Below are 24,326 nucleotides of genomic sequence, written 5' to 3'. Positions count from 1 at the left end.
TGCGCTTGGTAATAATACCGGCATCGCCCGCACCATAAACTATTACTTTCGACTTGATACGTGTTGGATTAGTTACTTCATTATAAAGCACACGCACAGCCATACGGCCCATAACCAAAATAAACATGATAATGAGGTAGTCAATAATAACAATACTAATTGGAGCAAGATATAATCCGGTATAATGCCTGCTAATAAATCCTGCGCCAATTACAACCAAAGCAGCCACAGTTAAGGCAAATAAGATTTTGAACAAATCGCGTGCGCCCGTATAACGAATGGAAGAGTTATAAATTCGAAAAATGACGAAACCCAATATTTGTGCCCCTACTATTGAAAATAATGCGGTACGAAAAAACAGCCATTCGTAAAGGGGAATATTAAAATTGAATCGTAATTGATAAGCAATATATACAGCTAACGTACTCGCAAGAGCATCAAGCAGGAAAATGAGTAGCCGTGGCGCATTCAGATTTTTTATATTGCTAAGCACTTTACTTTTCCTTTATCATTTTTTTACGGAGACAATATTAGCAAAATTGATGTTTCTTTGACCTTCAATTACATATTAATAATCACATGCATCAAATCTTGATGATAGGTGCCGGCAGAAGTGCGAGCACAGCCATTAAATATTTTCTGGATAACAGCCAAAGTCAACATTGGCAACTAACTATTGCCGAATCGGATATTGCACTTGCGCAAAAAAAAATTAATGGCCATCCAAATGGCAAATCTGTATTGCTGGATGCAACCGATGATGCGCAGCGCAAAGCGCTCATTGCACAACATGATATAGTTGTTTCCTTACTTCCGCCCGCACTGCACATTCTGGTCGCAATGGATTGCGTATCGCTGAAGAAAAATTTAGTAACTGCATCCTACATATCTGCCGAAATACAAGCCTTACATACCGATGCGCTTCGAGCAGGTATTATTTTGATGAATGAGTGCGGACTCGATCCGGGAATTGATCATATGAGCGCAATGAGAATTATTGACGACCTGCATCATGAAGGATGCGCTATACATCTTTTTAAGTCTTATTGTGGTGGCCTGGTAGCTCCTGAAAGCAATACTAACCCATGGGGATATAAGTTTACATGGAATCCACGAAATGTGATATTAGCTGGACAAAGTATGGCTACTTTCTTACAAAACGGCAAGCAACGCTACCTGCCTTTTAATCGTATTTTTGATGACATTGAGCAAATTGAAATTGATGGTATGGGCAAATGGGATGGATATGCTAACCGCGATTCTCTATCCTACCGAACAATATACAGGTTGCAACATATAGACACCATGTTACGAGGCACCTTGCGCTACGCAGGCTATAGCCATGCATGGAACATTTTGGTGCAGTTAGGTTATACCGATGACAAATGTGTAATAGATAATAGCGAAAACATGACCTATGCAGAACTAACCGAAGCGCTGTTGCCCTCCAATGCAACAGGAAGCACATTGCAAGACAAGGTAGCAAGCGTAATGCCGGGCAAAGCCGACAAAGATGCTTTGGAAAAGGTGGCATGGTGCGGTCTATTCGAAAATCAAAAAATAGGAATCAAGAAAGCAACACCTGCTGCTGCATTGCAAAAACTATTAGAAGAAAAATGGAGATTGAACCCGGGAGATAAAGACATGATTTTGATGCAACATAAATTTGAATATACCGATAAACAACAAGTAGGCTATACGCTTACAAGCGATTTTATATTGAAAGGTGATGATACCACCCATACAGCCATGAGCAAAACTGTTGGATTGCCTTTAGCTATAACTACCAAATTAATATTGCAAAATAAAATCGCCAGCAAAGGCTTGCAACTGCCTGTTACCAAAGAATTTTATGCTCCGGTACTCGATGAATTGCAGTCGCTAGGAATTTGCTTCGTAGAAAAAACAATAAAGAAGTAACATTATTGATTAGTAAATCTTAATCAGCTGGGCTTGCTTGGGTAGTACTTTTACTTCTGCTTTACCATTACGGTAACTACATTTTTGATTTGAGAGCAAATCGATTGGGGAACTATTATCAAGCCCGGATAATTGCGAAGCAAAAGAGGCCGGGAGCGTAACTGTGCCAGTATACGTAGTATCTGAAAAGTTTACGCAAATCAACAAACACTCATTGGTTGTATACCTCAAAAATGAATACATATTTTTATAAGCAGTATTCGCTCTATTGGCAGTTTGAAGGTCATAAAAGTTGGGGCCATAAATACTTTCATACTTATTGCAAATAGTAAGCAACTTAGCATAAAACTCGCGAACCTTTTTTTCATCATCTGCTAATGCATAACCATCGTATTTATATTGGTTAATCCAACCCTGCATGGATGACATGGTCCAATAATCAAATATAGAAGTACGGCCATCCTCGCCACCAAAGCCTTCTACCCCGAGACCTTGCTCACCTGTCTCCTGCCCATTATAGATCATTATAGGGCCACTGCCAAGTGTTGCACTCAATACCATGGCGCCATATCCTTGTTGTGGGGAGCCTGCAAAATCTGCACTTGATATACGTTGTTCGTCATGATTCTCCATAAAACGGTACATCTTATCGCTAATGTCCTTTTGCTCAGTTTTCCAACAACGAGTAATATCTTCCGTATTTCCCTTATTTTGAATTAATCTTTTTACTGCATCATACAAACCAACTTTATCATACAGGTAATCAAATTTGCCTTGCGTTAAATAAGTTTGGTATGCATTGGGATTATAAATTTCAGAGATAAAGATAAGATTAGGATGGTTGCTCTTAACGCGTGTAATGGCATAATTCCAAAACTGAACAGGAACCATTTCGGCCATATCGCACCTAAAGCCATCAACCCCTTTTGCCGCCCAGTATTCCAAAATGTCAGTCATCATTTTCCATGTACGTGGCAAACTATCGAAATAGGTTTTGCGCTCGCTCATGATATCGACTCCATAGTTTAATTTTACCGTTTCAAACCAATCATCCTTTGATGGTGTAGGTTTAAAAACATCATTTCCGGTAGCCTTTGCAGGATATTCTTCAAATACCTGATCTTCGTTTAACGCCATTTCATTTCCTAGCGGATCATAATCTGGAGGAACAATAAATTGCTGATTTGGCAAGTAATAAAAATTGTTGTGCACATCGAAAGCTTTATCTTTATTATCTCTTTCGCCAAGGTCAGAAACATAGTTTGGTTTTGCATCGCTGTTGTATCCGCGTGCAACATGATTAGGTACAAAATCAATAATTACTTTCATTCCGGCATCGTGGGTGCGCCTAATTAATGCTTCAAATTCTGCCATGCGATTCTTTACATCCATTGCTAAATCAGGATCTACATCATAATAATCCTTTATCGCATAAGGTGAGCCTGCACGACCTTTAACAACATCAGCATCATCGGGCTTAATATCATAGGCACTATAATCGTTCATGCTGGCATGTTCTATAATGCCGGTATACCAAACATGGGTTATACCCATTTGATGTAAGCTTGCCAAAGCCTTTTGATTAATATTACCAAACTTGCCACAGCCATTTTGCGCTATGGTACCATAATATCTTTTGGTTTGATTGATATTGCCAAATAAACGCGGCAAGATTTGATAAACCACTATTTTTTGAGCGTGCATCTTGCCAATTACTGCGTTGCTGTCATTTACTACCTGCAATTGTATTTCAGGGTTTTGTTGCATGCTGCAACCTGCTAGTAGCATGCTGCAACCTATTGCTACTATCTTAAAGTATATAGTCATAGTAGATGATTTTAAAAAACTGTTCAAGCGTTATTTGTTAAATTGATTTAAATATTTTTTTTGAATATCAAGGCATGTTTTGCAGTCATATGCACCGCACTGTGAGCATGGCAATTGCATCTTTATTTTAAAACGATATCCGGTAGGATAGATAGAACGTAAAGGGAGATGATACCCACCATATCATAAACAGATTTAAACTTATACGTTTTCTCGGCATATTTATATTCAGACACCAAATTACTACGTGCTAAGATGCCAACATTTCACCAGCCATAGGCGAATGGCATTTGTCCCCTTCGGCAATAGTAAATTCACGACCATATATAAACAGCTTAATACTCTTACCAGATAAATTAATAATTTGAATGCCATCCAGTGCAACCATTATGCGCAGCACATTCTGTCTGAAATTAATATTAAAGCAAAGTGATTCCCACTGTGCAGGCAACGAAGGATTAAAATGCAAGAAACCATCAAGCACCCTCATGCCTCCAAAACCCTGCACTACACTCAACCATGTACCGGCCATAGATGTAGTGTGGCAGCCATCTTCGGTATCGTTATTATAATCATCCAAATCGAGACGTGAAGTTCGCAAATACATTTCGTACGCCTTACGTGTGTTGCCTATACTGCATGCAAGAATTGCATGCACACAAGGCGAAAGCGAACTTTCGTGTACCGTGCGTGGTTCGTAGAACTCGAAATTACGCTTGATTTCTTCTTTGGTGAAATTCTCTTCAAAAAAATAAATACCCTGCAAAACATCAGCCTGCTTAATAAAGCAACTACGCAATATTCGGTCCCAACTCCATTTTTGATTAATTGGGCGCTCACTTCCGGGAAGTTGCGATACGAGCAACTGCTCTTTGTCAAGGTATCCTTCTTGCTGTAAAAATATTCCTAACTCCTTATCTTCAGGATAATACAAATGCTTTACAATATCATTCCATTTGTCGCGCTCGTCAGTTTCGTTCAGTTTTGTTTTTGAAATGAGATGCTCAAACTTGATGATATCTTTTTTCTTAAGCATATCCAACGCTTCCTGAACAAACAACAAGCACCACCCGGTAATATAATTGGTATACCAATTATTATTTACATTGTTTTCATATTCGTTAGGGCCTGTTACTCCTAACATAACATAGCGTTGCTTAGGTATGCTCCAGTTAACGCGCTGCGCCCAAAACGAGCAATGCCAATCAATACTTCGATACCATAATCATGGAGGTAACTTGTATCACCGGTGTATCGTGTATAGTTGTAAATGGCAAAAGCTATTGCTCCATTGCGATGTATCTCTTCAAAGGTAATTTCCCATTCGTTGTGGCATTCTTCACCATTCATGGTTACCATTGGGAATAAGGCTGCACCATTTGTAAACCCAAGAAGTTTTGCATTTTCAATTGCCTTATCCAATTGATTGTAACGATACATCAGTAAATTTTGAGCAACCGTTTCAGAAGTAGTGGCCAAATAAAAAGGAATGCAATACGCCTCCGTATCCCAATAGGTGCTGCCGCCATATTTTTCGCCAGTAAAGCCTTTGGGGCCAATATTGAGTCGGCTGTCTTTGCCGGTATAGGTTTGGTATAATTGAAAAATATTAAAACGAATAGCTTGCTGACAAGCATCATCGCCTTCAATCTCAATATCGCAGGTGCTCCACAATTTTTGCCAGACACGAAAATGCGCCTCAGCCATTTTCTCGAATCCATTATGATACGCTCTGTTAACAGCAGTCAAAGCTGCGGGCATTAATTTCTCCTTCTGATAATTCATGCTGTTAACTATGCCTATATACTTTGTAATACATAGCTCCTCATTTTTATCTAGCTGAATGTTATAATGCGTAGCAATATACTTGGGGCGCTCTTCAAGCGTTGCTCTTAGTTCTACTGTTTCTCCGTTTACGTAAAATGCACTTTTAAAAGCAGTTGCCACCTGAAAGTGAGTTTTTCCGGTTTCCATTATCAGACAACCGTGCTCGTTGGTGAGCTCGCGTGCAGCAGGATTCCAAAAAGTTTCATCGTAGTTGGCATCGCTATTTCTTATTTCGCCATCAACATAAAGCTTAATGTGAACATGCAATTTATCATCCAGTGGAAGAATGCTGTATTCAATAGCTGCAGTTTCGTCATCGGCCATGCTGCAAAATCGCCTTGTGCGAATTTTTACCTGTTCATTATTGCCTAAAGCAATAATGAAATTGCGCGACAACACACCGCTCTGCATATCAAGCACACGCTCATACTCTATAATTTCGATGGTGTGCAGGTCAAATTCCCTATTGTTGAAGCTTAGATGAATACCCTTCCAGTCAGGAGCATTTAATACTTTAGCAAAGTAATGAGGATAGCCGTTTTTCCACCACCCTACTCTGGTTTTGTCAGGGTAATAAATTCCGGCAACATAACTCCCCTGAAACGATTCGCCCGAATATTTTTCTTCTGACATTCCGCGCTGTCCAAATTTTCCATTTCCAATACTAAAAATACTCTCACTTATTTTATTGTAATGCGGATGGAAGTCCTTTTCAATAATCTGCCAGGGATGATGTTTTATATAACTTTTCATTTCTAGAATTATACTGATTTAATAGATGCAAGTATAGTAGTTAACGCATTTAAATTAAAATGTGTAAAGTCAGGAATAACATAATGGGCTTTGATTAAGGAGTCAGGTTGCCCAACGCCAATGGTAGTGCAGCCTATAGCAAGCGCAGCTTCGAGTCCTGCAGGTGCATCTTCAAACACAACACAGTCTGCAGGTTGCAGGCCTAACTGTTTTATAGCAAAACTAAAAATGGCGGGGTCCGGTTTAGATTCATATACACTATTGCCATCTGCAATCACATCAAAAAAATCAAACAAATTAATATGCTTTAAAACACGTTCAGCATTTTTACTTGCCGATGCCAATGCAACCGGTACTTTATTTTCTTTTAATTCTTGCAGAAAAATTTTCACTCCAGGCAATATGTCTGACTCATCCATCATGTCCACATACTCCAGGTACCAATCGTTTTTATCACGCGCATGCATTATTTTTTCTTGCTCCGAAAGTGATTTGTGGTACCATGCTGCAATAATTTCGAGCGACCGCATTCTGGTTATTCCTTTAAGTTCTTCGTTTTGCTCTTCGGTTATTTGTCCACCCCATAGTTGGGCAAGTCTGTTCCAGGCCAGGTAGTGGAAGTGTGCGGTATTTACTATTACACCATCCAAATCAAAAATAATTGCCTTATACTTCATTGTGTGCATTTCATTCGTTTTATTTTAATTCCAATATCTGCGAAGACATGGCCGGTAAAAGCATGCTTGCCAATTTAACTTCCTTTCCTGAAAAAATATCGATGCCTGTTTTGTTTACATCTATTATTTCCGAAAATCGTTTACCATCAATTGCTGCTTCTTTTTTATTCGTATTTATAACTACCATAACCTTTGCATTATCATTATATCTGAAATAGGCATACACACCATCAATAGGAACAAATTGCTTTAGTTTGCCATCATGCAACACTTTATTCTGATTGCGATAGTTGAACAGAAGGGTGAGAAAACTAAAAGCCTCTTGTTGATCCCTGGTCAAAGTTTTATTAAGTGATTCACGGTTAAAAACATCAAGGGTATCACCTTCCCAACCACCGGGAAAATCCTGACGGACATTGCTCGAATTATGATTAGCGTAATTCTCCATCAATAGTTCCGTACCATAATAGATGCTTGGTATGCCTCGCAAAGTTGCCAGCAAGGTTAATCCTATTTTGTATTTATTCAAATCCTTACCACACACACTCCAGTATCTGCTAAGGTCATGATTATCCAAATGTGTAACATTGTTAAATGGGTTTTGATAAATAATATCGCTGCATAATAAATGATATACCCGATTTATTCCTTCGGTCCAGCCAAAAGGCTGATTGATTGCATCATTAATTGCATAATACAATTGAAAGTCTGTTACCCCATCTGTATACGAAGTAATTTCCTTATTGCTCAAATTGTTTTTGGTGAAAAAACTTTGATTAACTACACCATGAACCCATGTTTCGCCAAACATAAAAAATGCTGGGAATTCTGCTTTAATTGCTTTGGCCCAATCGCTTTCAAATTGCAGGTCACTATAAGCATAGGTATCAATGCGAAATGCATCAATACCAAAAGTAGCAATGAGCCAAATTGAATTTTGAGTTAAATATTTTGCAACAAACGGATGGTGCTGATTAAAATCGGGCATGTGTGTATCGAACCAGCCATTTCGCATGAGGTTATAATCGCTTTGTGCACGATAAGGATCAAACAAAGTTCCATCTTTATAAGTAGTTCGTGTAAATTCACTCCAATTATGAAACATATCCTGATATGGCGGGTCTATGTACAAGTAATGCTTGTTGCCAATGTGGTTTAGTACAATATCATGCACCAACTTTAAGCCTTGCTGATGCGCAGCCTCTGAAAGTATTTGGTATTGCTTATTTCCACCGAGGCGTTTATCAACTTGATAATGATTAGTGCAAGCATAGCCATGATAGCTTTCTGTAGGCTGATTATTTTCCATTACCGGATTTAACCAAATAGCAGTAAACCCAAGCGAACGTATATAATCAAGGTGACTTATTACACCTTGCAAATCGCCCCCGTGCCTGTACACAAATGAATCTCTGTTTAGCGTTTGGTCAAACATACCGGCAATACGGTCATTGTTTTTATCACTATTGGCAAAGCGGTCGGGCATGAGCAAATAAATTGCATCGGCAGCGCTTAGCGATGGGGTTGACCTGTTCGGTTTGGCTATAAAATTAAAAGGGGCAGATATTTTTTTTCTCCCTTTTGTAAACAAAAGGGTTGCAGAACCGGGAGGAGTATTGGAGCTTATACTTAGATGAATAACAAGATAATTCTTACTTTGAGTAGTGTCTATACTTTTAACACTAACACCCGGATAGGAAGTAGAAAAATTTGCAGCAGAAATATTTTCACCGCGAACCAATAATTGCAAATCACTTTGCTCTAAGCCTGTAAACCAATTAGGCGGATCTATATGAGCTAGTGTGAAATTTAATTTTTGAGAAGATGCAGGCAAAAGACCATTGCACAATAACAAAAATACGAAACTAAAAATGCGCATTTCTTATAAGAGGTGTGAATGGCAAACGTAAAGAATTTATATTCGCTTGCAAAGGTTTGATGCAGATTTTATTAACCATTGCAGCTAATGAACTAAATGGTTTAAAAGCTTTTTTTCATCAATAATGCTTATTATTGCAAATCAAACTACAAAAAATGAAGAAACAAGTACTATTAGCGTTTTTAGTTTTGTGTTCGCTAGCTTCGCAAGCACAGGACAGGATTAATTTAAACGGACGTGGCCAAAGTGTTCCAGGCATTAAGTCGAGCAAAAAAGGCAAGGATAGTTTTGCTACCATTATTTATTCAGAAAATTTTGCAAATGGAATTCCATCAGACTGGGTATTAACTGATAGTGCAGGACTTGGAGAAACCTTTTTTTATAGCCCAGCCGGAACCGGGCCAAGTGGACAAAGTGTTGGGCTTGGCGATACGCTAAAGTCAACAACTGCATCTAATGGATTTATCATGGTTGATGATGATGCACTAGGCCAAGGCTCTGGAGCAATGATGACCGAGATTTATCTGCCAGGTATAAACTGTACAGCAAACACTATTGTTATATTAAGCTTCGAAGAATTATACAGACATTTTACAGCAGCAGCTGATGAGGGAATAGTTTACGTTTCCAATGATAGCATCACGTGGGTTGAAGTACATAAAAATTCAGAATCAAATCTTGCTAATAACCAATCAACTGACAACCCTAATTTAGTTTCAGTTGATATTTCGGCTGTTGCGGCACAACAGACCTTATACATCCGTTTTCTATACCGAGGCGATTGGGGTTATTGGTGGCAAATAGATGATATTGCGTTAAACGAGCCGTTTGCAATAGATGCGAAGGCAAACATAGTGGGTGCTGAGGGTTCCTGCACGGGCTCTTCGCCCGTATTATTAGAAATATTTAATGCAGGTGCCTTACCAATTAGCAATTGCCCTGTATGGTTTTCGGTTAATGGTGGCGCCCCAGTTATGGAAACTTATTTTGGCACGATTAATCCTTTACAATCCGATTTATATTTATTTGCTGCAACTGCAACAGGTACCTTGGGTGCCAATCAGCTAACAGCCGGTGTTTCGATACCTAATGATGGTAATGCAGCTAACGATTCAGCTTTTACTTCATTTGATGTGTATTCCCCTAACAATCTTAGCAATACTTTTACTAATAGTTTTGAAGTTGGCATTGATGACCTTGCGCAATTTGAAATTATTGATTTAGATGGCGATGGCGATTCATGGGATTACGCTAACAATGCTCAATTCAGTATACCAGCTAACACGGGTGATTACTGCCTTCGCGATGGTGGCAATATATTGGATGATGATTGGTTGCTTACCGGATGCTTCGATTTAAGCACAGGCCCTCTTTATGTTTTCGATTTCTTTACACATTATTTTGATGTTGCCGGCACAAGCACCATTGAGGTATATACCGGAACAGCTAAGAATCCTGCAAGCTTAACACAGCTTATAGCAACTGTATCAAATACAAATGCCACCTTCTGGAATCAATCTATTTCGACATTTTCTGTTCCAACAACGGATACATATTATTTTGGCGTTAGAGTAAATCAATCTGGAAGTACACCCTCTCCTGTACGCATTGATGACATAACCATAAGCTATGCGTCAGGCACTAATGAAAATGCATTATCTGCTGCTATTTTAGTTGCTCCCAATCCGGCAACTGATGTTGTTAACATTATCTTGAATAACCATGGCGATGATGCATTTGTGCGCGTATATGATGAACTTGGCAGGCTAATACTTACTTCACAGATGGTGCGCAGTCATCAGGTCACACTTGATGTATCGGGCTTGTTACCGGGTGTGTATATGTTGGTTGCCGAAGGTGTAAATACGCCATCAAAGCATAAGCTTGTAATTGCAAGATAATTAATAAACTATTTTATTAAAAAAATGAGGCCTCTTACCGATAGAGGCCTTTTTTATTTGCCTGTTATCATCCTTTTAACTGAGATGAAGTAACAAGGCTACGCTTGCACCCATTGCTACAGTTATTAGCTTTTGCAAATTAAAACGATGATCATTGCTGGCTTCAAATAAAATGGTAGTGGAAATGTGTAGTAATATTCCCGTTACTACTGCCATACTTTGCCTGAAAAACATTTCTGAACCGGATAGTTCTGTACCTTGAAGCATACTGCTAACGTAAGCACCTAATGGTGACATGAGCGCAAAAATAAGAAGGCAGACAACGGTTCTGTATTTAGAAACACCGCTATGCATCAACATAGCGACCAATGCAAATGCTACGGGAATATGATGTAGCAATATGCCCCAGAATAAATGGGTGTGGCCTGCATGTTGCATCCCCGCAAGCGGCATTGCCTCAATAAATGAGTGAAGACTTAGACCTATCATTAAACCAAATGGGAAGGTCTTATCATTCGTCTTATGAATATGAATATGGCCGTGCTCAATTCCTTCGCTAAAATATTCCAACACAAGCTGCAAGAAAAATCCTGCTAATAAGTAAATGCCAATATGTGCTATATCGCTTTCGAAAACATACGGCAGCAAATCCATCAATATAAGTCCAAATAAAAACGCACCTGTAAAAGACAGAATGAGCTTGAGATATTTTTTTTCTATCGCTTTAAAATAGAAAAACAACAATCCGCTTGAGCAGATAATTACAAAAAAAAGTATGTATTGCAGTAAGGTCATTTTTGGGCAATAAAAATACAGCGTGGCGAATTGTTTATATCAAATGGCTCGAGTTTATAATTGCCATAGATTTGCTGAATGAGGAATCCTGCCTTTGCAAATAAATTTTCAAATTCTTTTAGTGTTATTAATTCAACACGCTCAAAAAAAGTGTGTTCCCTACCATCATCCGACACAACGATTTCTTTAATTACAAAACGGTCTTCTATTTTTTTTCTGATTTCGAATTTGATGTTATCATGAATAACAACTTTCACATCAGGTATTAAATTTTCTACAAAGGTGCTGTTAAAGTAATCGAGCACCATTACTCCACCCTGCTTAAGTGCAGCATAAGCTGCTTGTAAGGCAAGTTCATTGTGATGTAGCTTTTCGAAATATCCGAAACTAGTAAAGAGGTTAAGCACCACATCAAATGTATTAATGCAATAAAACCTACGCATATCGTGTACCTTGAAATCTAAATTAGCATTGGCGAACTGCATGCAATGTTCTATATTTTTTTCCGACAAGTCGATGCCTGTAACAGTATACCCTTTTGAATTTAAGTAAACAGCGTGGCGTCCCTTGCCACATCCCAGGTCGAGTGCCGATGCGCCTGTTGGCAGCTTTTCTATAATATTATTTATAAAAAACTCCGCCTCGGCATAATCGCGATGCGCATACAGTTTATCATAATATGTTGTGCCAAACCAGGCATTGTACCAGTTATCAGTTGCCATAGTGCGCAAATGTATTGCAAAATTGCATATCAGCATGCATACTTTAATTGTTTATAATATGATTGATAACTAACAATTGCTTCTAGTTATAAAAGGTGTAAGTCTGTATATATTTGAAAAAATAAAGTATTGATAAGCTGTGAAAAGAAAAATCAGTTACAAAAAACCAAAGACTAAAACTCCGGTATCACATTTTAAAAGCGGATACTTTAGCTTCCATCAGGGTTTGCAAAAACCTGAAATGACTGTGTATAACTATTCAATAGATGAGTTCTATACTAGTAATGCAAATAACTTAACCGATGCGTTAGCCATTTGCAGCAAACATGCCGGAAGCAAGCATTGGATACACATAAGCGGAACAGGCGATGAACAAATGTTTAACGACATTTGCAATAGATTTGATGTACATCCATCTGAATTGGATGATGTATTAATAGAAAATCAGCGTTCTAAGTTTTCAGAGCACCCCAACTACATTTTTTCTATTGCACATGCTATTAATTACAATCAGGAAGCAACCATGCAATCGGAAGCTATTGCTACCTTGCTTACTAAAGAATACCTGGTAACGATTCAAAAAAGTAAAAACAACTATTTCGAAAAAATAATTTCGCGTATGACAAACCCTAAAAGTTCGCTTCGAACTTTTGGACTTGACTACATGGCATTCAATGTAAACGATCAGTTTATTGAAGCTAATTTTAAAACAATAGAAATTGTTGGTGAACGGCTTGACCGGCTCGAAGATGAAGTGCTTGGAAGAGTTAATATAGCTACCTTACAACAGATACAAGCTACCAGACGTAATCTTATTTTTTGCAGGAGAATATTTTTTGCAGAGCGAGATAAAGTCAATGATATTATCCGCAGCCATAACAATTTGGTAGATGCTGAAACCAAAATTTATTTCAAAGATTCATATGATCATATAGTTCAGTTAATTGATCTGGCCGATAATTTTAAAGAGATAACTGTAAGTTTAACCGATATTTACTTATCATCCATAAGCAACCGTATGAATGAGGTAATGAAAACACTAGCAGTAATAAGTACCATATTTCTTCCTTTAACTTTTATTGTTGGTTTATACGGAATGAACTTTAATCGATATAATGAAACAACTAAGCAAATAATGCCCTTAAGCATGCCTGAATTATATTGGCCATATGGTTATGTAACCATAATGGCGTTCATGCTAGCACTCGCAATAGGTATGATGTTATACTTCAAAAAGATTGGTTGGCTTACCAGAGGCACTTAGCGCCTGCTCACCTTGTAGTTAAATTACACCCGCATAAATGAGATAAGGCTTGTACTTGTCTGGAATAGCTAACGGCTTATGGCTAAGAGCATACAAGGTACTTCCACTGCCGCTCATTAATGCAAACCATGCACCACAATCATATAGCATTTGCTTTAATTCGGCAAGCATGGGAAAGGCATTAAACGCATAATCTTCAAAGTCATTTTTAATTAAATGCGGCCATTCTTCTTTTGGCAATTGTATTATTTCGTTTAGCCTGATGGTCGGCATACAAGGCTTACAATTTGCATAAGCAGCAGCGGTGTTAATGTGAATGCCTGCATTAACCAGGGTTATATACGTTCCCTCTAATCCGGTTGATAAGGAGCTTAACTCATCACCCCGGCCTGTGGCAAAAGCAGTGGTGTTATCAATAAAAAATGCGCAATCGCTGCCAAGTTTGGCAGCATAAGACTTCAGCGCTTGTTGAGAAATATTTAGCTCAAAAATCTTATTTAGGATGACTAGTGTAAATGCTGCATCAGCACTGCCACCGCCAAGACCGGATCCTGAAGGAATTTTCTTTAACAAAAAAAAGTCAACAGGTGGCAATTGGTATTCTGCTCTCAATAAAGAATAGGCTTTTATACACAAGTTATTGTCGAAGGATGGTGGCTCCTGCATGCCTTCTATCCGCATATGGACTTCCTTATTGACTGAAGGCAAAATTTCGAGTGCATCGCATAAGGCAACAGGAATAAATATGGTTTCGATGTTGTGAAACCCATCACTTCGTTTCGAAGTGATGTTTAACCCTAAGTTGACCTTGCAGTTTGGGAATGAAATCAATTTACTCTACTGTTTAAAAATATTTTTCGGGAGTCAAATACTTAGTAACATAATCACGTATGCCCTGCTCAAGCGATTGGAATGGCTGCACAAATCCAGTTGAAACTAACTTGTTCATGTTAGCCTCTGTAAAGTACTGATAGTTGTCGCGTATGTCAATGGGTATGTCTACCCATTCTATTTGAGGTTGTTTATCCATTGCACTGAAAGTGGCAGTTGCCAATTCCAGAAAACTACGGGCTGTACCTGTTCCTAAATTATAAATTGATGAGGCAATATTTTTTTGATAAAAATACAAACACACATCAACTACATCTTTTACATAAATAAAATCGCGCAACTGAAAACCATCTACAAAGTCGGCCCGGTGTGAGCGAAACAATTTCATACTACCGCTTTTTTTAATCTGGTTAAAGGCATGAAAAACTACAGAAGCCATTCGGCCTTTATGATATTCGTTAGGGCCATATACATTAAAAAATTTTAAACCTGCCCATTTTGGTGGCTGGGTCCTTTGCATTAATACCCATTTGTCGAAATCATTTTTACTGATACCATATGGATTAAGGGGTTCTAATTTTTCAACCAGACTGAGGTCACGATCATCATATCCATACTGGCCATTGCCATAGGTTGCGGCCGAAGAGGCATAGAGCATCGGTATTTGAAAAGCACTGCACAACTGCCAAACATGACAACTGTAGGAGACATTTAACCGATCGAAAATTTCACTATTAAATTCGGTGGTATCTGTGCGCGCACCAAGGTGAAAAATAAATTTTATGCGCTTGTGATTTTCTTTGATAAAATCAAAGAACAAATCGCGGTGCACACGTTTGCTGATATGCTTATCGGCAAGATTTTTTTCTTTTTGTTCGTGCGAAAAATCATCTACTGCAACAACATCATGAATATCAAGTTGATTTAACCTGCCAACCAGGCAACTACCTATAAACCCTGCGGCCCCAGTTACTATTACCATATACGCTACTGCAATAAGGCGTTAGTCAACGAAAACCGGTTCAGTAAGAAAATTATACACATTTACCTGCTTGCTTCTGCGAAACAGTGCACGAACAGCGCTGATGCCTTCTATGCCCAGATTTACTGAATAATGATTGACAAACATGCGAATGTGCTGCATGATTACATCATCGCTCAACGATTGTGCATGTTGACGAACAAAAGGCAAAATCTCGTCAGGATGTTGAAAAGCATATACAATACTACTGCGAATTAATTCTTCAATTTTCTTTTTGGCTTCCATTTGCATTCTGCGCTTAACAACTATGCCACCAAGTGGTAATAAGGTGAAATTTTGTTCTTTCCAGGCTTCGCCAAGGTCAGCCACTTTTACCAGGCCCTTAGCCTCATAGGTAAAACGATTTTCGTGAATAATTACTCCAAGGTCATAATCACCATTCAATACAGCGTCTTCTATGGTAGAAAATAATATGGCTGTCTTGTCTACCAGGTCAGGATAAAATAAGCTAACCAAAAGGTTGGCAGTAGTATGCATACCAGGAATTGCCAGGCGTGCTGTGGCATCCTGAGCTTTTTCTTCGTTGCCAGGCTTACAAACTAGTATGGGGCCATTAGATTCGCCAAGTGCAGCACCACACTGTAATACCTGATAGTTGTTACTTACAAGCGGGAAGGAGTGAAAACTGATTTTACATATATCAAAATTGCCTTCTAAAGCCTGCGAATTCAATTCTTCAATATCCAGAATGTGAGGTTCACATAGGAATTCATCGGTTGCAATTTTTCCGGTGAATAATGCACCAAGCATAAAGGTATCGTTAGGGCAAGGAGAAAAGCCAAATTTCATTTTATCAGCCATAATTAGTTAGTTATTAAGTGCACAAATATGAACCAAAATTTTTAATAAATCGTGATTAAGATTTTCGATAGCCAAATTAACCTCCCATGCTGCGCGGTTTCGTTTCTCTACATAATTAGAAATTGCCCTAACACTAATTGCCGTAATAGAATACATACCTGCGCAATAGGCCACAGCTGCACCTTCCATAGTTTCAATGTCTGGATTATAATAAAGTGTAAGGCGTTGTATATGTGCCTCATTACCATGTCCTGTATCGCTGGTAATTGCAGTAACTCTGGACAGTGGCAAGTAGGTAATTAAATCTTGATGATAGTTGAGCCAGCCATCATTAAATGGAAATTTATTTTTATCAGCAATGGGCAAATCAAATGCATGTATAAACTCCTGATCATCTTGTGCGCCAAAATCACAAAACGTATCACGTTTTGTAAGCACCACCTGGCCAAGCTTTAAATCGTGGTTAAAACTGCCTGCAATGCCTGCATTAATAATAATGTCTGGTTTTTCTGCAGCAAGGTATTGCGCAAGAGCAAAGCAAGTAGCAGCAATGCCGGGTCCGGTAACTAGCCAATACAGCTGTTGACTATTGGCCAATGCGGTTCCTGCAAGTAATAATTCCTTTGTCGGTTTTATTTCTTCTTCAGTTGCAGCAACTATCAGTATTTTTTTGAATAAACTCATTAATTGAAAAGTTCACAAAAGTTGTAATTTCGCGCCACATTATCATTAAAAAAAAATAAATGGTTTACGTTATTCGAAAAGAGCACTTTAATGCTGCTCATAAAGTGTTTAATCCCGAGTGGAGTGATGAAAAAAATCATGAGGTATTTGGCAAGTGCAGTAATCCAAACTGGCACGGGCACAACTATGATTTGTTTGTAACAGTAAAAGGCGTTCCTAAGGCTGATACTGGCTTTGTAATGGACTTAAAAAAACTCAGCACGCTCATTAAAGAAAAGGTGATTGATAAGGTAGATCATAAAAATTTAAATCTGGATGTTGATTTTATGAAAGGCCTGATGCCAACCACAGAGATTGTTGCAATAGCTATATGGCAGCAGTTAGAAGCCGAAATTGCTAACCATGGTTGCTTGCTGCATTGTGTGCGGTTAAATGAAACCGAACGTAATTGTGTAGAATATTACGGTGAGTAAGTATTATTTTCTTTCAAAAAAAAATCATTTGAATGCTTCACAAATTAAGAAGTTGAAAGCACATATTAAATTCTACTTTTGTAGAACCTCATTCTAATTTTATGAAATTTAAAATCAGTGCCTTATTGGCCATTTGCCTGATGCTTACTTTGCAAGCATTTAATCAGGTTAAGCAAGAAAAAGCAAATCTTCAAAAACGACCTAAGCTTACCATTGGTATTGTGGTTGACCAAATGCGTGTAGATTACCTATACCGATATTGGAATCATTACGGTAATGCAGGGTTTAAGCGAATGGTAAATGAAGGTTTATTTTGCAGTAATGTACATTACGACTATGTGCCTACCTTTACAGGCCCGGGACATGCAAGCATATACACAGGAGCTACCCCATCCTTAAATGGCATCGTAGGTAACAATTGGTATATGCGATCTAATTACGATACCGTTTATTGTGTAGAAGATACATCAGTTACTGCCGTTGGGAGCACATCGACAAGCGGCAGAATATCTCCACGAAACATGCTAACAAGCACCATTACAGATGAGGTGCGTTTTGCAACAAATTATCAATCGCGTGTAATTTCAATATCACTTAAAGACAGAGGAGCCGCGCTGCCCGGAGGACATTCGGCCAATGGGGCTTATTGGTATGATAATGCTACAGGTAATTTTATTACAAGTACCTATTATATGACCAAACTGCCGCAATGGATGGAGGAATTTAATGCAAAAAAACTTTCAGAAAAATACTTTCAAACTCCATGGACCACTTTGTTGCCTTTAGAAAAGTATCAGGAATCAACGGCAGACAGCACTGTTTACGAAGGACTATTTCCAACATATACCAGCCCTGTGTTTCCTTACAACTTTAACAAAATGGGCAAAACAGGCTATGGTTTATTAAGAAGTAGCCCATGGGGTAATTCACTAATTACACAAGCGGCTATGGCAGGTATACAAGGAGAAAATCTGGGAAGTGTAAACGGAGACTTTTTATGCTTGAGCTATTCTTCGCCTGATTACATCGGTCATCAATTTGGCACCAATGCTATTGAGACCGAAGATATATACTTGCGCCTGGACTTAGAATTAGCTTCGCTGCTTAAATACCTTGATACTAAAGTTGGCAAGGATAATTATCTTTTGTTTTTAACTGCTGATCATGCAGCAATTCCTAATCCACAATACTTAATCGATCATAAGATTAATGCCGGTTGGCTTGATGACTCCTTGATTTTTGCTTCACTAAAAAATGAAATGAAGAAAAAATATTTGGTAGATGGACTATTGCTTTCATTTTATAACGATCAACTATTTATTAATAAACCATTGCTAACAGAAATGGGGATAAATCATGAAAAATTTGAAAATGAGTGCGCACAATTCTTCATGCAGTTTGATGGGGTGCACCATTGTTTAACATCAACCTCTTTGCTTAGAAATGAGTATACCCTTGGCATAGATGCCAAGGTGCAAAAGGGATATTACCCAAAGCGTTGTGGCGATGTTGTGATTGTGCCTGAGCCGGGATTAATAGAATACTCTGGGCATACGGGCACTACGCATGGTAGCGGATATACGTATGATACCCATGTACCACTGCTTTGGTTTGGTTATGGAATTAAACCGGGCGAGGACGCCACGGAACATAATATAACAGATATTGCTCCTACCCTTTCGGTTTTATTGCGTGCCGCATTTCCTAATGCTGCCAGTGGCAAAGTAATAACCCGTGTGACCGGAAAATAAGAATCGTTCATGCAACAATTTAGTTACAAGGAAATCTCAACTGCCTTTTCAGCAAAGAAATTTTTTAAAAAACGTTCTTTCGAAATTCTTACTGCAAGCAGCCGGCATATACCCATGCGCGAGATTCTTGAATTGTACTTATACATTAGTGGCAGTCGCGATTTTGGTTGGATTGATTATAACGGTAACTATATAGCTGCCCATTCGTTTTTCAAAAATCTTAAAAACCTGTTCGAAGATTTAGTTTTATGGTATCCTGCAATTAAAAGAATCAAGCAGCAACTGACTAATCTTGAAAATACAGTGCCGGTCAAAAAACTTCCGCTGTTAACCGATGCTAAGTTTCTGTATTTACGAACCGATCATTGGTTTAATTTACGCAGCGGTGGCTCGGTAGGTCATGTTAGCGGTGTGGTAAATGAAATGAGAGCAAATCAATGGCTTTCGCAAATTATAAGTACCGATACTTTATTTGAAGTAGATTGCACTTCTCTTTTTACCAAAGTTAGCCCCGATTACAGTTCATATACTTCAATACCTGAACTTGCCACCATCATTTATAATGAGCAGCTAATAAAATTTTTAAGCTCGACAACTATAGACAGTTCCGTTATTTATCAGCGCTATAGTCAGTTTAACTATAGCGGTGTATGGTTAAAACATCATTTAAAAATGCCGTTGGTTTTAGAATTTAATGGGAGCGAAGTTTGGGCGATGAAAAATTGGGGAAGCGGTAAAATGATTCACTCCATATTGCTGGAGCGCATAGAAAGATTGAATTTACAACATGCCGATTTGATTGTGGTTGTATCTGAAAATCTTAAAAATGATTTAGTAGCATCCGGAGTTGAAGCAGCCAAAATACTTGTAACTCCAAACGGAGTTTCGCTAACAAAATTCAACACTCAACTTAAGAGTGCAGTTGTGCGCGAACGCTATCAATTGCAGGAGAAATTTATTTTTGGTTTTATTGGCACGTTTGGCGAATGGCATGGCGTGGTTGAATTAGCCAAAGCAATTGTTTCGCTTTTTACTGCACATACCGAATTACGCGACAAAATAAGATTTCTGCTTATTGGCAATGGTAACTTGTTGCCATTGGTTAAGAAAATAATAGCAGATGCAACGTGTACACCCTATGTTACTTATACTGGCGCAGTACCACAGAATACAAGCCCTGAGCACCTTGCCGCATGCGATGTATTGGTATCTCCCCACATTCAAAACACGGATGGGACAAAGTTTTTTGGAAGCCCCACAAAATTATTCGAGTACATGGCATTGGGCAAACCCATTATTGCAAGCGACCTTGAACAAATTGGTGTTATATTAAAACATAATTATAGTGCTTTATTGGTGCCTCCAGGAGATATAGAGGCCTTGGCCAATTCCTTTTATGAGATGTATATCAATTTTGAAACCTACAAACAACTTGGAAAAAATGCGTACACCACTGTTGCCGAAAACTACACGTGGGCGCATCATGTAAGAAAAATTGCCAAGGCTTGTAGCGTTTCTTAGTATTCTATTCTAATTGTGGTTCCCTTTCCAACTGCAGAGTCAAGAGTAAATTTTGCATCCATATCAAATGCCCTTCGTTTCATATTTTCAATACCATTTCCCAAACTCTGTTTATTTAACAAATCAAATCCCTTACCATCATCGGTAATCTCCATTGTAATAAAAGAGCTATTTTTTAAAATAGAAATATAGCAATTAGCAGCCTCCGAATTTTTTGATACATTATGAATAGCCTCTTTAAAAATGAGGAATAAATTTTTTCGCTGTTCCATTTCAAATTTATGCTTCTCGAATCCCTGGTAAATATTATAATGAACCGCTATATTTTTTGATTCGAGCAATTCAGTTGCAGCAAACTTTATTTTTGCAAGAATGTTGCGACCACTATCATTTTTAGGGTTTATACTCCATACAATATCACTCATGCGCTCAATGCTTTGTTTGGATGTCTTGCTTATCCTTTCAAGCACCACTTTAGATTTTACAAGATCTTTTGATATCAGACTTGACGCCAGGTTACTTCCCAAATGGATACTACTTAAGGCACTTCCTACTTCATCATGCAAGTCGCTTGCTATGCGATTGCGAATTTCCTGTATACGAAGTAACTGTTTAAGCCGGTACTGAAACAACAGATACGCAGCTAAAGAAATTATACCAGCTACCAGAAAATAAAACCACCAGGTATTATACCAAGGCGGAAAAATAGTAATCGAATAGGAATGTGTAAATGCTTTTTTATCGTTCTGTATTGGGCTACATTTTATTTCGAGTTGATACGTGCCAGGTGTTAGAGTATAATGAATATTCCTCGGGTTATTTGTTGCCTGCCAGTTATTTTCAAAACCAGTAAGCCTATACCAATAGTTATACTCAGAAGGATTAAGCATACCAATTGCAACAACATCAAACTGCAAATGATTTTGAAAATATTTTAGTTTTATCTCATTGCCTTGCCATATCCCAGTTGAAGAGGAGTAAACGGAGTCATTCACAATAAGTGAAGTAAGTTGAATAATAGGGTTATCATCTATTCGCGAAAGCTCCTTCTGTCTAAATCTTGTTATTCCATTGATGCCTCCAAAATAATAGAAACCATCTCCGGTCTTAAAATTCGAAGCAGTATTAAACTCATTTTCCTGCAAGCCTACTTCTTTAGGATAGTTGATAATTTTTCCATTCATATAAACATGCGATAAACCCAGGTTGGTGCTCACATATACCGCATCAACTTCGTCAGATGGTATAATACTATAGATACAGTCGTTGGTTAATCCCTGCTGATCTGTTATACTAATAATAAGCTTGCCTTTGGGCGAGTATACGTATAAACCTTTATCGCTGCCTACCCATAAATTTCCATTAGTCGCCTCCTTGATTGCACGAATCGTAAAATTGCCAACTATAGAAAATTGCGAATATTGATTTACACTTCGCGTAATTACCAATCCATTGTTGGTAGCTGCTACTATATCACCATTTTTTTTGATAGTTGCATGGGTATACGCTATCTTGAACGGATCCTGATACGCAAACATGGCTACAGCGCTAATTAGCACATTCTCTTTAAAAGAACATTTATACACATTGGTTGCAGTGGCAATAATGAAAGCATCTGCCCCTATTTTGATAATATTATTTGAAAAATTAATTTTTGCTTTAATAAAATCTTGATGCTCCTTTTTAGATGATGTTACCTTACTAAAAATTTTTTTTTCATAATTAAAAATATACCACCCGTTAAAATAAGTAGAAACAAGAAAATTGCCAGAGCTTAATTTCTCAATGGCCATTATATCTTTAACATCACTCGTAACTATAGGTTGAGAAAGCAATGCCTTACCATTTACTGAGTAAAGTTGTAAACCTCCATTGAAACATCCTGCTAATATTATTCCTTCAGTTGTATCAACATAAATTGTTTTGACAAAATTATTTTTCGCATTGTCATAAAACAAATGCTCGAAAGGAACAGAAGCATCTTGCACCCGCTTTATATCATTATTGGTTATCACCCAAACACGGTTAAACTGATCCGGATAAACCTTTACGATATAGCCAACCGGAACAATGTTTTGGTTTTTTAAATCGATCAGCTCTGTAAAATGCAAAAGCTGACTATCGCTCTCGTAAATATGGTTGTTGATTGATATAAATAATCTGCTGTTCTTCACTGTGAGCGAAGCATACTCCACTTTTTCATTTATTAGATTAGCAATTGTAAATGTCTTAAGCAACGTGCTCCCTAATGCACTATAGATAACCAGGTTGCTATCGCCAAGTTCATAGTAATAGCTACCAATGCTTGCCAAACCAAATATTTTATCGTTTTGCTTTTTAATTAAAGTAAACTTTTTTAATGATGTATTAAACTCATACACAGAATTGAAGTCACTAAAAATGATTCGCTCTCCATTAACACAATATGGACCGCCTACAAATACAAAGTTGCTGATAACAGTATTGACTGTAAAAAAATTTGAAGTTACAGAGGTGGGAAAAGCACACTCCCGACCTTCGTGCGACAGCGAGTCTACATTATATGATACTATTTCATTTTCTATAAGACAGTATAGTTTCCCGTTTAGTTCTGCCAGCGGCAGTGTTGCAAATTTTAATTCGCCTTTTGCGTTGCGCTTATTTACAAAACTAAAGCAATCGTTATTGATATCATATTTTAATAAACCTTGCTTGCTCGTAATAATAATGAAATCGTTGCTTAGTTTTAGTAGATTAACAGCATAATCAATTTGTACACTTCCATATCCATCTATAAACGGGGTAACCGTTTTAAAACGATAGCCATTAAAGCGTTGTAATCCAATTTGCGTGCTAATCCAAATAAAACCTTTGCTATCGGTAACAATGCTCGAAGTGCTGTTATGCATTAACCCTTGCTCATAATTAAGCGTTGTTGCATGCATTCGCTTTTTGGGATGGGCTTGACCAACCAATGTGTAGGCACCTATTGCAAAAGCCAAAAGGGCATGCATAAAAAGTATAAAAGCACTGGTGCGCATCTACAGAGAAAAAGTTTTTTGTAAAGCTAAAACTAATTGGTAGAAAATAAAAGCAACTCCTAATGCACAGAAGCAGATTTGTGCACTCAAACCCAAATGCCTTTAAAATGAGCAGATAATTTCCGAAGTAGAAGCATCATCATTCCACAAATGCATTTCTTAGCTCTTTAAAAAAATAACGTTTTTTGCATCTAAATCGAAACAGCAGCAACTGGCCGCTACTGGCTTGAACACTGAGAAGTCTGTATGCCAAAAATTGTCCTAAAAAACAAATATACTTGTGGACGATGTTGTAAGTAACGTATTAAATGCCAACCGCAAGCAATTATTTAGCATTACCTTTGCAATACTAAAACTTTCTATATTCAATGAAACGTATAAGAAGGTCGCTTTTGGCAATCTTTATCTTACTAGCTATTGTTATCGTATTACGAGGGTGGCTTTATAGGAGTTGAATCATTTATAAGTCAGTTTGCATACGCGATACTTATCCTATAACAAACAATAATCTCAACACGCTAATTAATTATAGCCAGAATCAACATAACAATCATGATATCGAAAAAATAATACAACTTAGTTTATCCATAACAACCAATCAGCTAATTTTTAGTAGCAATAAAACTAACTACAATCCA

At 37.9% G+C, this 24,326-nt stretch carries 16 protein-coding genes and 1 pseudogene; 6 read left to right on the top strand and 11 right to left on the bottom strand.

Annotation, left to right across the window (positions count from 1 at the left end; genetic code table 11):
- Positions 1–579: 579 nt before the first annotated feature.
- Positions 580–1,920 carry a saccharopine dehydrogenase NADP-binding domain-containing protein gene (locus tag IPO27_14575; GenBank protein MBK8847694.1) on the top strand — a complete coding sequence of 447 codons (1,341 nt, stop codon included), beginning with the start codon at positions 580–582 and terminating at the stop codon, positions 1,918–1,920.
- Between the two features lie 9 nt (positions 1,921–1,929).
- On the opposite strand, the gene IPO27_14570 is transcribed toward IPO27_14575, so the two are convergent.
- The 4 genes and pseudogenes from IPO27_14570 to IPO27_14555 all read right to left on the bottom strand — a co-directional run bounded on the left by IPO27_14570 (position 1,930) and on the right by IPO27_14555 (position 8,883).
- Positions 1,930–3,624, bottom strand: a complete 1,695-nt coding sequence (locus IPO27_14570) for an alpha-amylase family protein (protein MBK8847693.1) — start codon at positions 3,622–3,624, stop codon at positions 1,930–1,932.
- 373 nt (positions 3,625–3,997) lie between these two features.
- A pseudogene (locus IPO27_14565) lies at positions 3,998–6,327 on the bottom strand (glycoside hydrolase family 65 protein).
- 8 nt (positions 6,328–6,335) lie between these two features.
- Positions 6,336–7,004 (bottom strand): beta-phosphoglucomutase, encoded by a 669-nt coding sequence (gene pgmB / locus IPO27_14560; GenBank protein MBK8847692.1) that lies wholly within the window; start codon positions 7,002–7,004, stop codon positions 6,336–6,338.
- Positions 7,005–7,023: 19 nt separating this feature from the next.
- Positions 7,024–8,883 carry a cyclomaltodextrinase C-terminal domain-containing protein gene (locus IPO27_14555; GenBank protein MBK8847691.1) on the bottom strand — a complete coding sequence of 620 codons (1,860 nt, stop codon included), beginning with the start codon at positions 8,881–8,883 and terminating at the stop codon, positions 7,024–7,026.
- Between the two features lie 155 nt (positions 8,884–9,038).
- Here IPO27_14555 and IPO27_14550 point away from each other — a divergent pair, with 155 nt between their 5' ends.
- Positions 9,039–10,784, top strand: a complete 1,746-nt coding sequence (locus IPO27_14550; protein ID MBK8847690.1) for a T9SS type A sorting domain-containing protein — start codon at positions 9,039–9,041, stop codon at positions 10,782–10,784.
- Between the two features lie 75 nt (positions 10,785–10,859).
- Here IPO27_14550 and IPO27_14545 read toward each other — a convergent pair whose 3' ends face one another.
- Positions 10,860–11,579 carry a ZIP family metal transporter gene (locus tag IPO27_14545; protein MBK8847689.1) on the bottom strand — a complete coding sequence of 240 codons (720 nt, stop codon included), beginning with the start codon at positions 11,577–11,579 and terminating at the stop codon, positions 10,860–10,862.
- A complete protein-coding gene (locus IPO27_14540; protein MBK8847688.1) occupies positions 11,576–12,301 on the bottom strand; it encodes a methyltransferase domain-containing protein in 726 nt (241 codons plus the stop codon). The genes IPO27_14545 and IPO27_14540 overlap by 4 nt, the downstream gene beginning before the upstream one ends.
- A 139-nt stretch (positions 12,302–12,440) precedes the next feature.
- On the opposite strand from IPO27_14540, the gene corA reads away from it, so the two are divergent.
- On the top strand, positions 12,441–13,565 hold the full coding sequence (gene corA / locus IPO27_14535; GenBank protein ID MBK8847687.1) for a magnesium/cobalt transporter CorA: 1,125 nt from the start codon (positions 12,441–12,443) through the stop codon (positions 13,563–13,565).
- Positions 13,566–13,583: 18 nt separating this feature from the next.
- Here corA and IPO27_14530 read toward each other — a convergent pair whose 3' ends face one another.
- From IPO27_14530 to mqnB, 4 genes are read right to left on the bottom strand one after another with little or no spacing between them, the layout of a single operon-like run.
- Positions 13,584–14,396 carry a 4-(cytidine 5'-diphospho)-2-C-methyl-D-erythritol kinase gene (locus tag IPO27_14530; protein ID MBK8847686.1) on the bottom strand — a complete coding sequence of 271 codons (813 nt, stop codon included), beginning with the start codon at positions 14,394–14,396 and terminating at the stop codon, positions 13,584–13,586.
- Positions 14,397–14,409: 13 nt separating this feature from the next.
- Positions 14,410–15,378: an ADP-glyceromanno-heptose 6-epimerase gene (gene rfaD, locus IPO27_14525; GenBank protein ID MBK8847685.1), complete on the bottom strand. Its 969-nt coding sequence runs from the start codon at positions 15,376–15,378 to the stop codon at positions 14,410–14,412.
- A gap of 21 nt (positions 15,379–15,399) precedes the next feature.
- Positions 15,400–16,239 (bottom strand): 1,4-dihydroxy-6-naphthoate synthase, encoded by an 840-nt coding sequence (locus tag IPO27_14520; protein MBK8847684.1) that lies wholly within the window; start codon positions 16,237–16,239, stop codon positions 15,400–15,402.
- A gap of 6 nt (positions 16,240–16,245) precedes the next feature.
- On the bottom strand, positions 16,246–16,923 hold the full coding sequence (gene mqnB, locus IPO27_14515) for a futalosine hydrolase (protein ID MBK8847683.1): 678 nt from the start codon (positions 16,921–16,923) through the stop codon (positions 16,246–16,248).
- A gap of 59 nt (positions 16,924–16,982) precedes the next feature.
- Here mqnB and IPO27_14510 point away from each other — a divergent pair, with 59 nt between their 5' ends.
- The 3 genes from IPO27_14510 to IPO27_14500 all read left to right on the top strand — a co-directional run bounded on the left by IPO27_14510 (position 16,983) and on the right by IPO27_14500 (position 20,668).
- Positions 16,983–17,396, top strand: a complete 414-nt coding sequence (locus tag IPO27_14510; protein ID MBK8847682.1) for a 6-carboxytetrahydropterin synthase — start codon at positions 16,983–16,985, stop codon at positions 17,394–17,396.
- Positions 17,397–17,497: 101 nt separating this feature from the next.
- Positions 17,498–19,147, top strand: coding sequence for an alkaline phosphatase family protein (locus tag IPO27_14505; protein MBK8847681.1), 1,650 nt, complete (start codon positions 17,498–17,500; stop codon positions 19,145–19,147).
- Between the two features lie 9 nt (positions 19,148–19,156).
- Entirely contained in the window at positions 19,157–20,668 is a 1,512-nt protein-coding gene (locus IPO27_14500) for a glycosyltransferase family 4 protein (protein ID MBK8847680.1), read from the top strand.
- On the opposite strand, the gene IPO27_14495 is transcribed toward IPO27_14500, so the two are convergent.
- Positions 20,665–23,688 carry a hypothetical protein gene (locus tag IPO27_14495; protein MBK8847679.1) on the bottom strand — a complete coding sequence of 1,008 codons (3,024 nt, stop codon included), beginning with the start codon at positions 23,686–23,688 and terminating at the stop codon, positions 20,665–20,667. The genes IPO27_14500 and IPO27_14495 overlap by 4 nt on opposite strands.
- Between the last annotated feature and the right edge of the window lie 638 nt (positions 23,689–24,326).

This window comes from Bacteroidota bacterium, from assembly GCA_016714535.1.
Classification (GTDB): domain Bacteria; phylum Bacteroidota; class Bacteroidia; order AKYH767-A; family OLB10; genus JADKFV01.
This window is presented reverse-complemented; position numbering and strand designations above follow the sequence as displayed.

Bases quoted from the DNA above. Each gene is read 5' to 3' on its own strand.
- IPO27_14570 (MBK8847693.1), bottom strand. From the start codon at position 3,624: ATGCACGCTCAAAAAATAGTGGTTTATCAAATCTTGCCGCGTTTATTT.
- IPO27_14550 (MBK8847690.1), top strand. From the start codon at position 9,039: ATGAAGAAACAAGTACTATTAGCGTTTTTAGTTTTGTGTTCGCTAGCT.
- rfaD (MBK8847685.1), bottom strand. From the start codon at position 15,378: ATGGTAATAGTAACTGGGGCCGCAGGGTTTATAGGTAGTTGCCTGGTT.
- IPO27_14575 (MBK8847694.1), top strand. From the start codon at position 580: ATGCATCAAATCTTGATGATAGGTGCCGGCAGAAGTGCGAGCACAGCC.
- IPO27_14520 (MBK8847684.1), bottom strand. From the start codon at position 16,239: ATGGCTGATAAAATGAAATTTGGCTTTTCTCCTTGCCCTAACGATACC.
- IPO27_14500 (MBK8847680.1), top strand. From the start codon at position 19,157: ATGCAACAATTTAGTTACAAGGAAATCTCAACTGCCTTTTCAGCAAAG.
- IPO27_14555 (MBK8847691.1), bottom strand. From the start codon at position 8,883: ATGCGCATTTTTAGTTTCGTATTTTTGTTATTGTGCAATGGTCTTTTG.
- pgmB (MBK8847692.1), bottom strand. From the start codon at position 7,004: ATGAAGTATAAGGCAATTATTTTTGATTTGGATGGTGTAATAGTAAAT.
- IPO27_14495 (MBK8847679.1), bottom strand. From the start codon at position 23,688: ATGCGCACCAGTGCTTTTATACTTTTTATGCATGCCCTTTTGGCTTTT.
- mqnB (MBK8847683.1), bottom strand. From the start codon at position 16,923: ATGAGTTTATTCAAAAAAATACTGATAGTTGCTGCAACTGAAGAAGAA.
- IPO27_14545 (MBK8847689.1), bottom strand. From the start codon at position 11,579: ATGACCTTACTGCAATACATACTTTTTTTTGTAATTATCTGCTCAAGC.
- IPO27_14505 (MBK8847681.1), top strand. From the start codon at position 17,498: ATGAAATTTAAAATCAGTGCCTTATTGGCCATTTGCCTGATGCTTACT.
- IPO27_14540 (MBK8847688.1), bottom strand. From the start codon at position 12,301: ATGGCAACTGATAACTGGTACAATGCCTGGTTTGGCACAACATATTAT.
- IPO27_14510 (MBK8847682.1), top strand. From the start codon at position 16,983: ATGGTTTACGTTATTCGAAAAGAGCACTTTAATGCTGCTCATAAAGTG.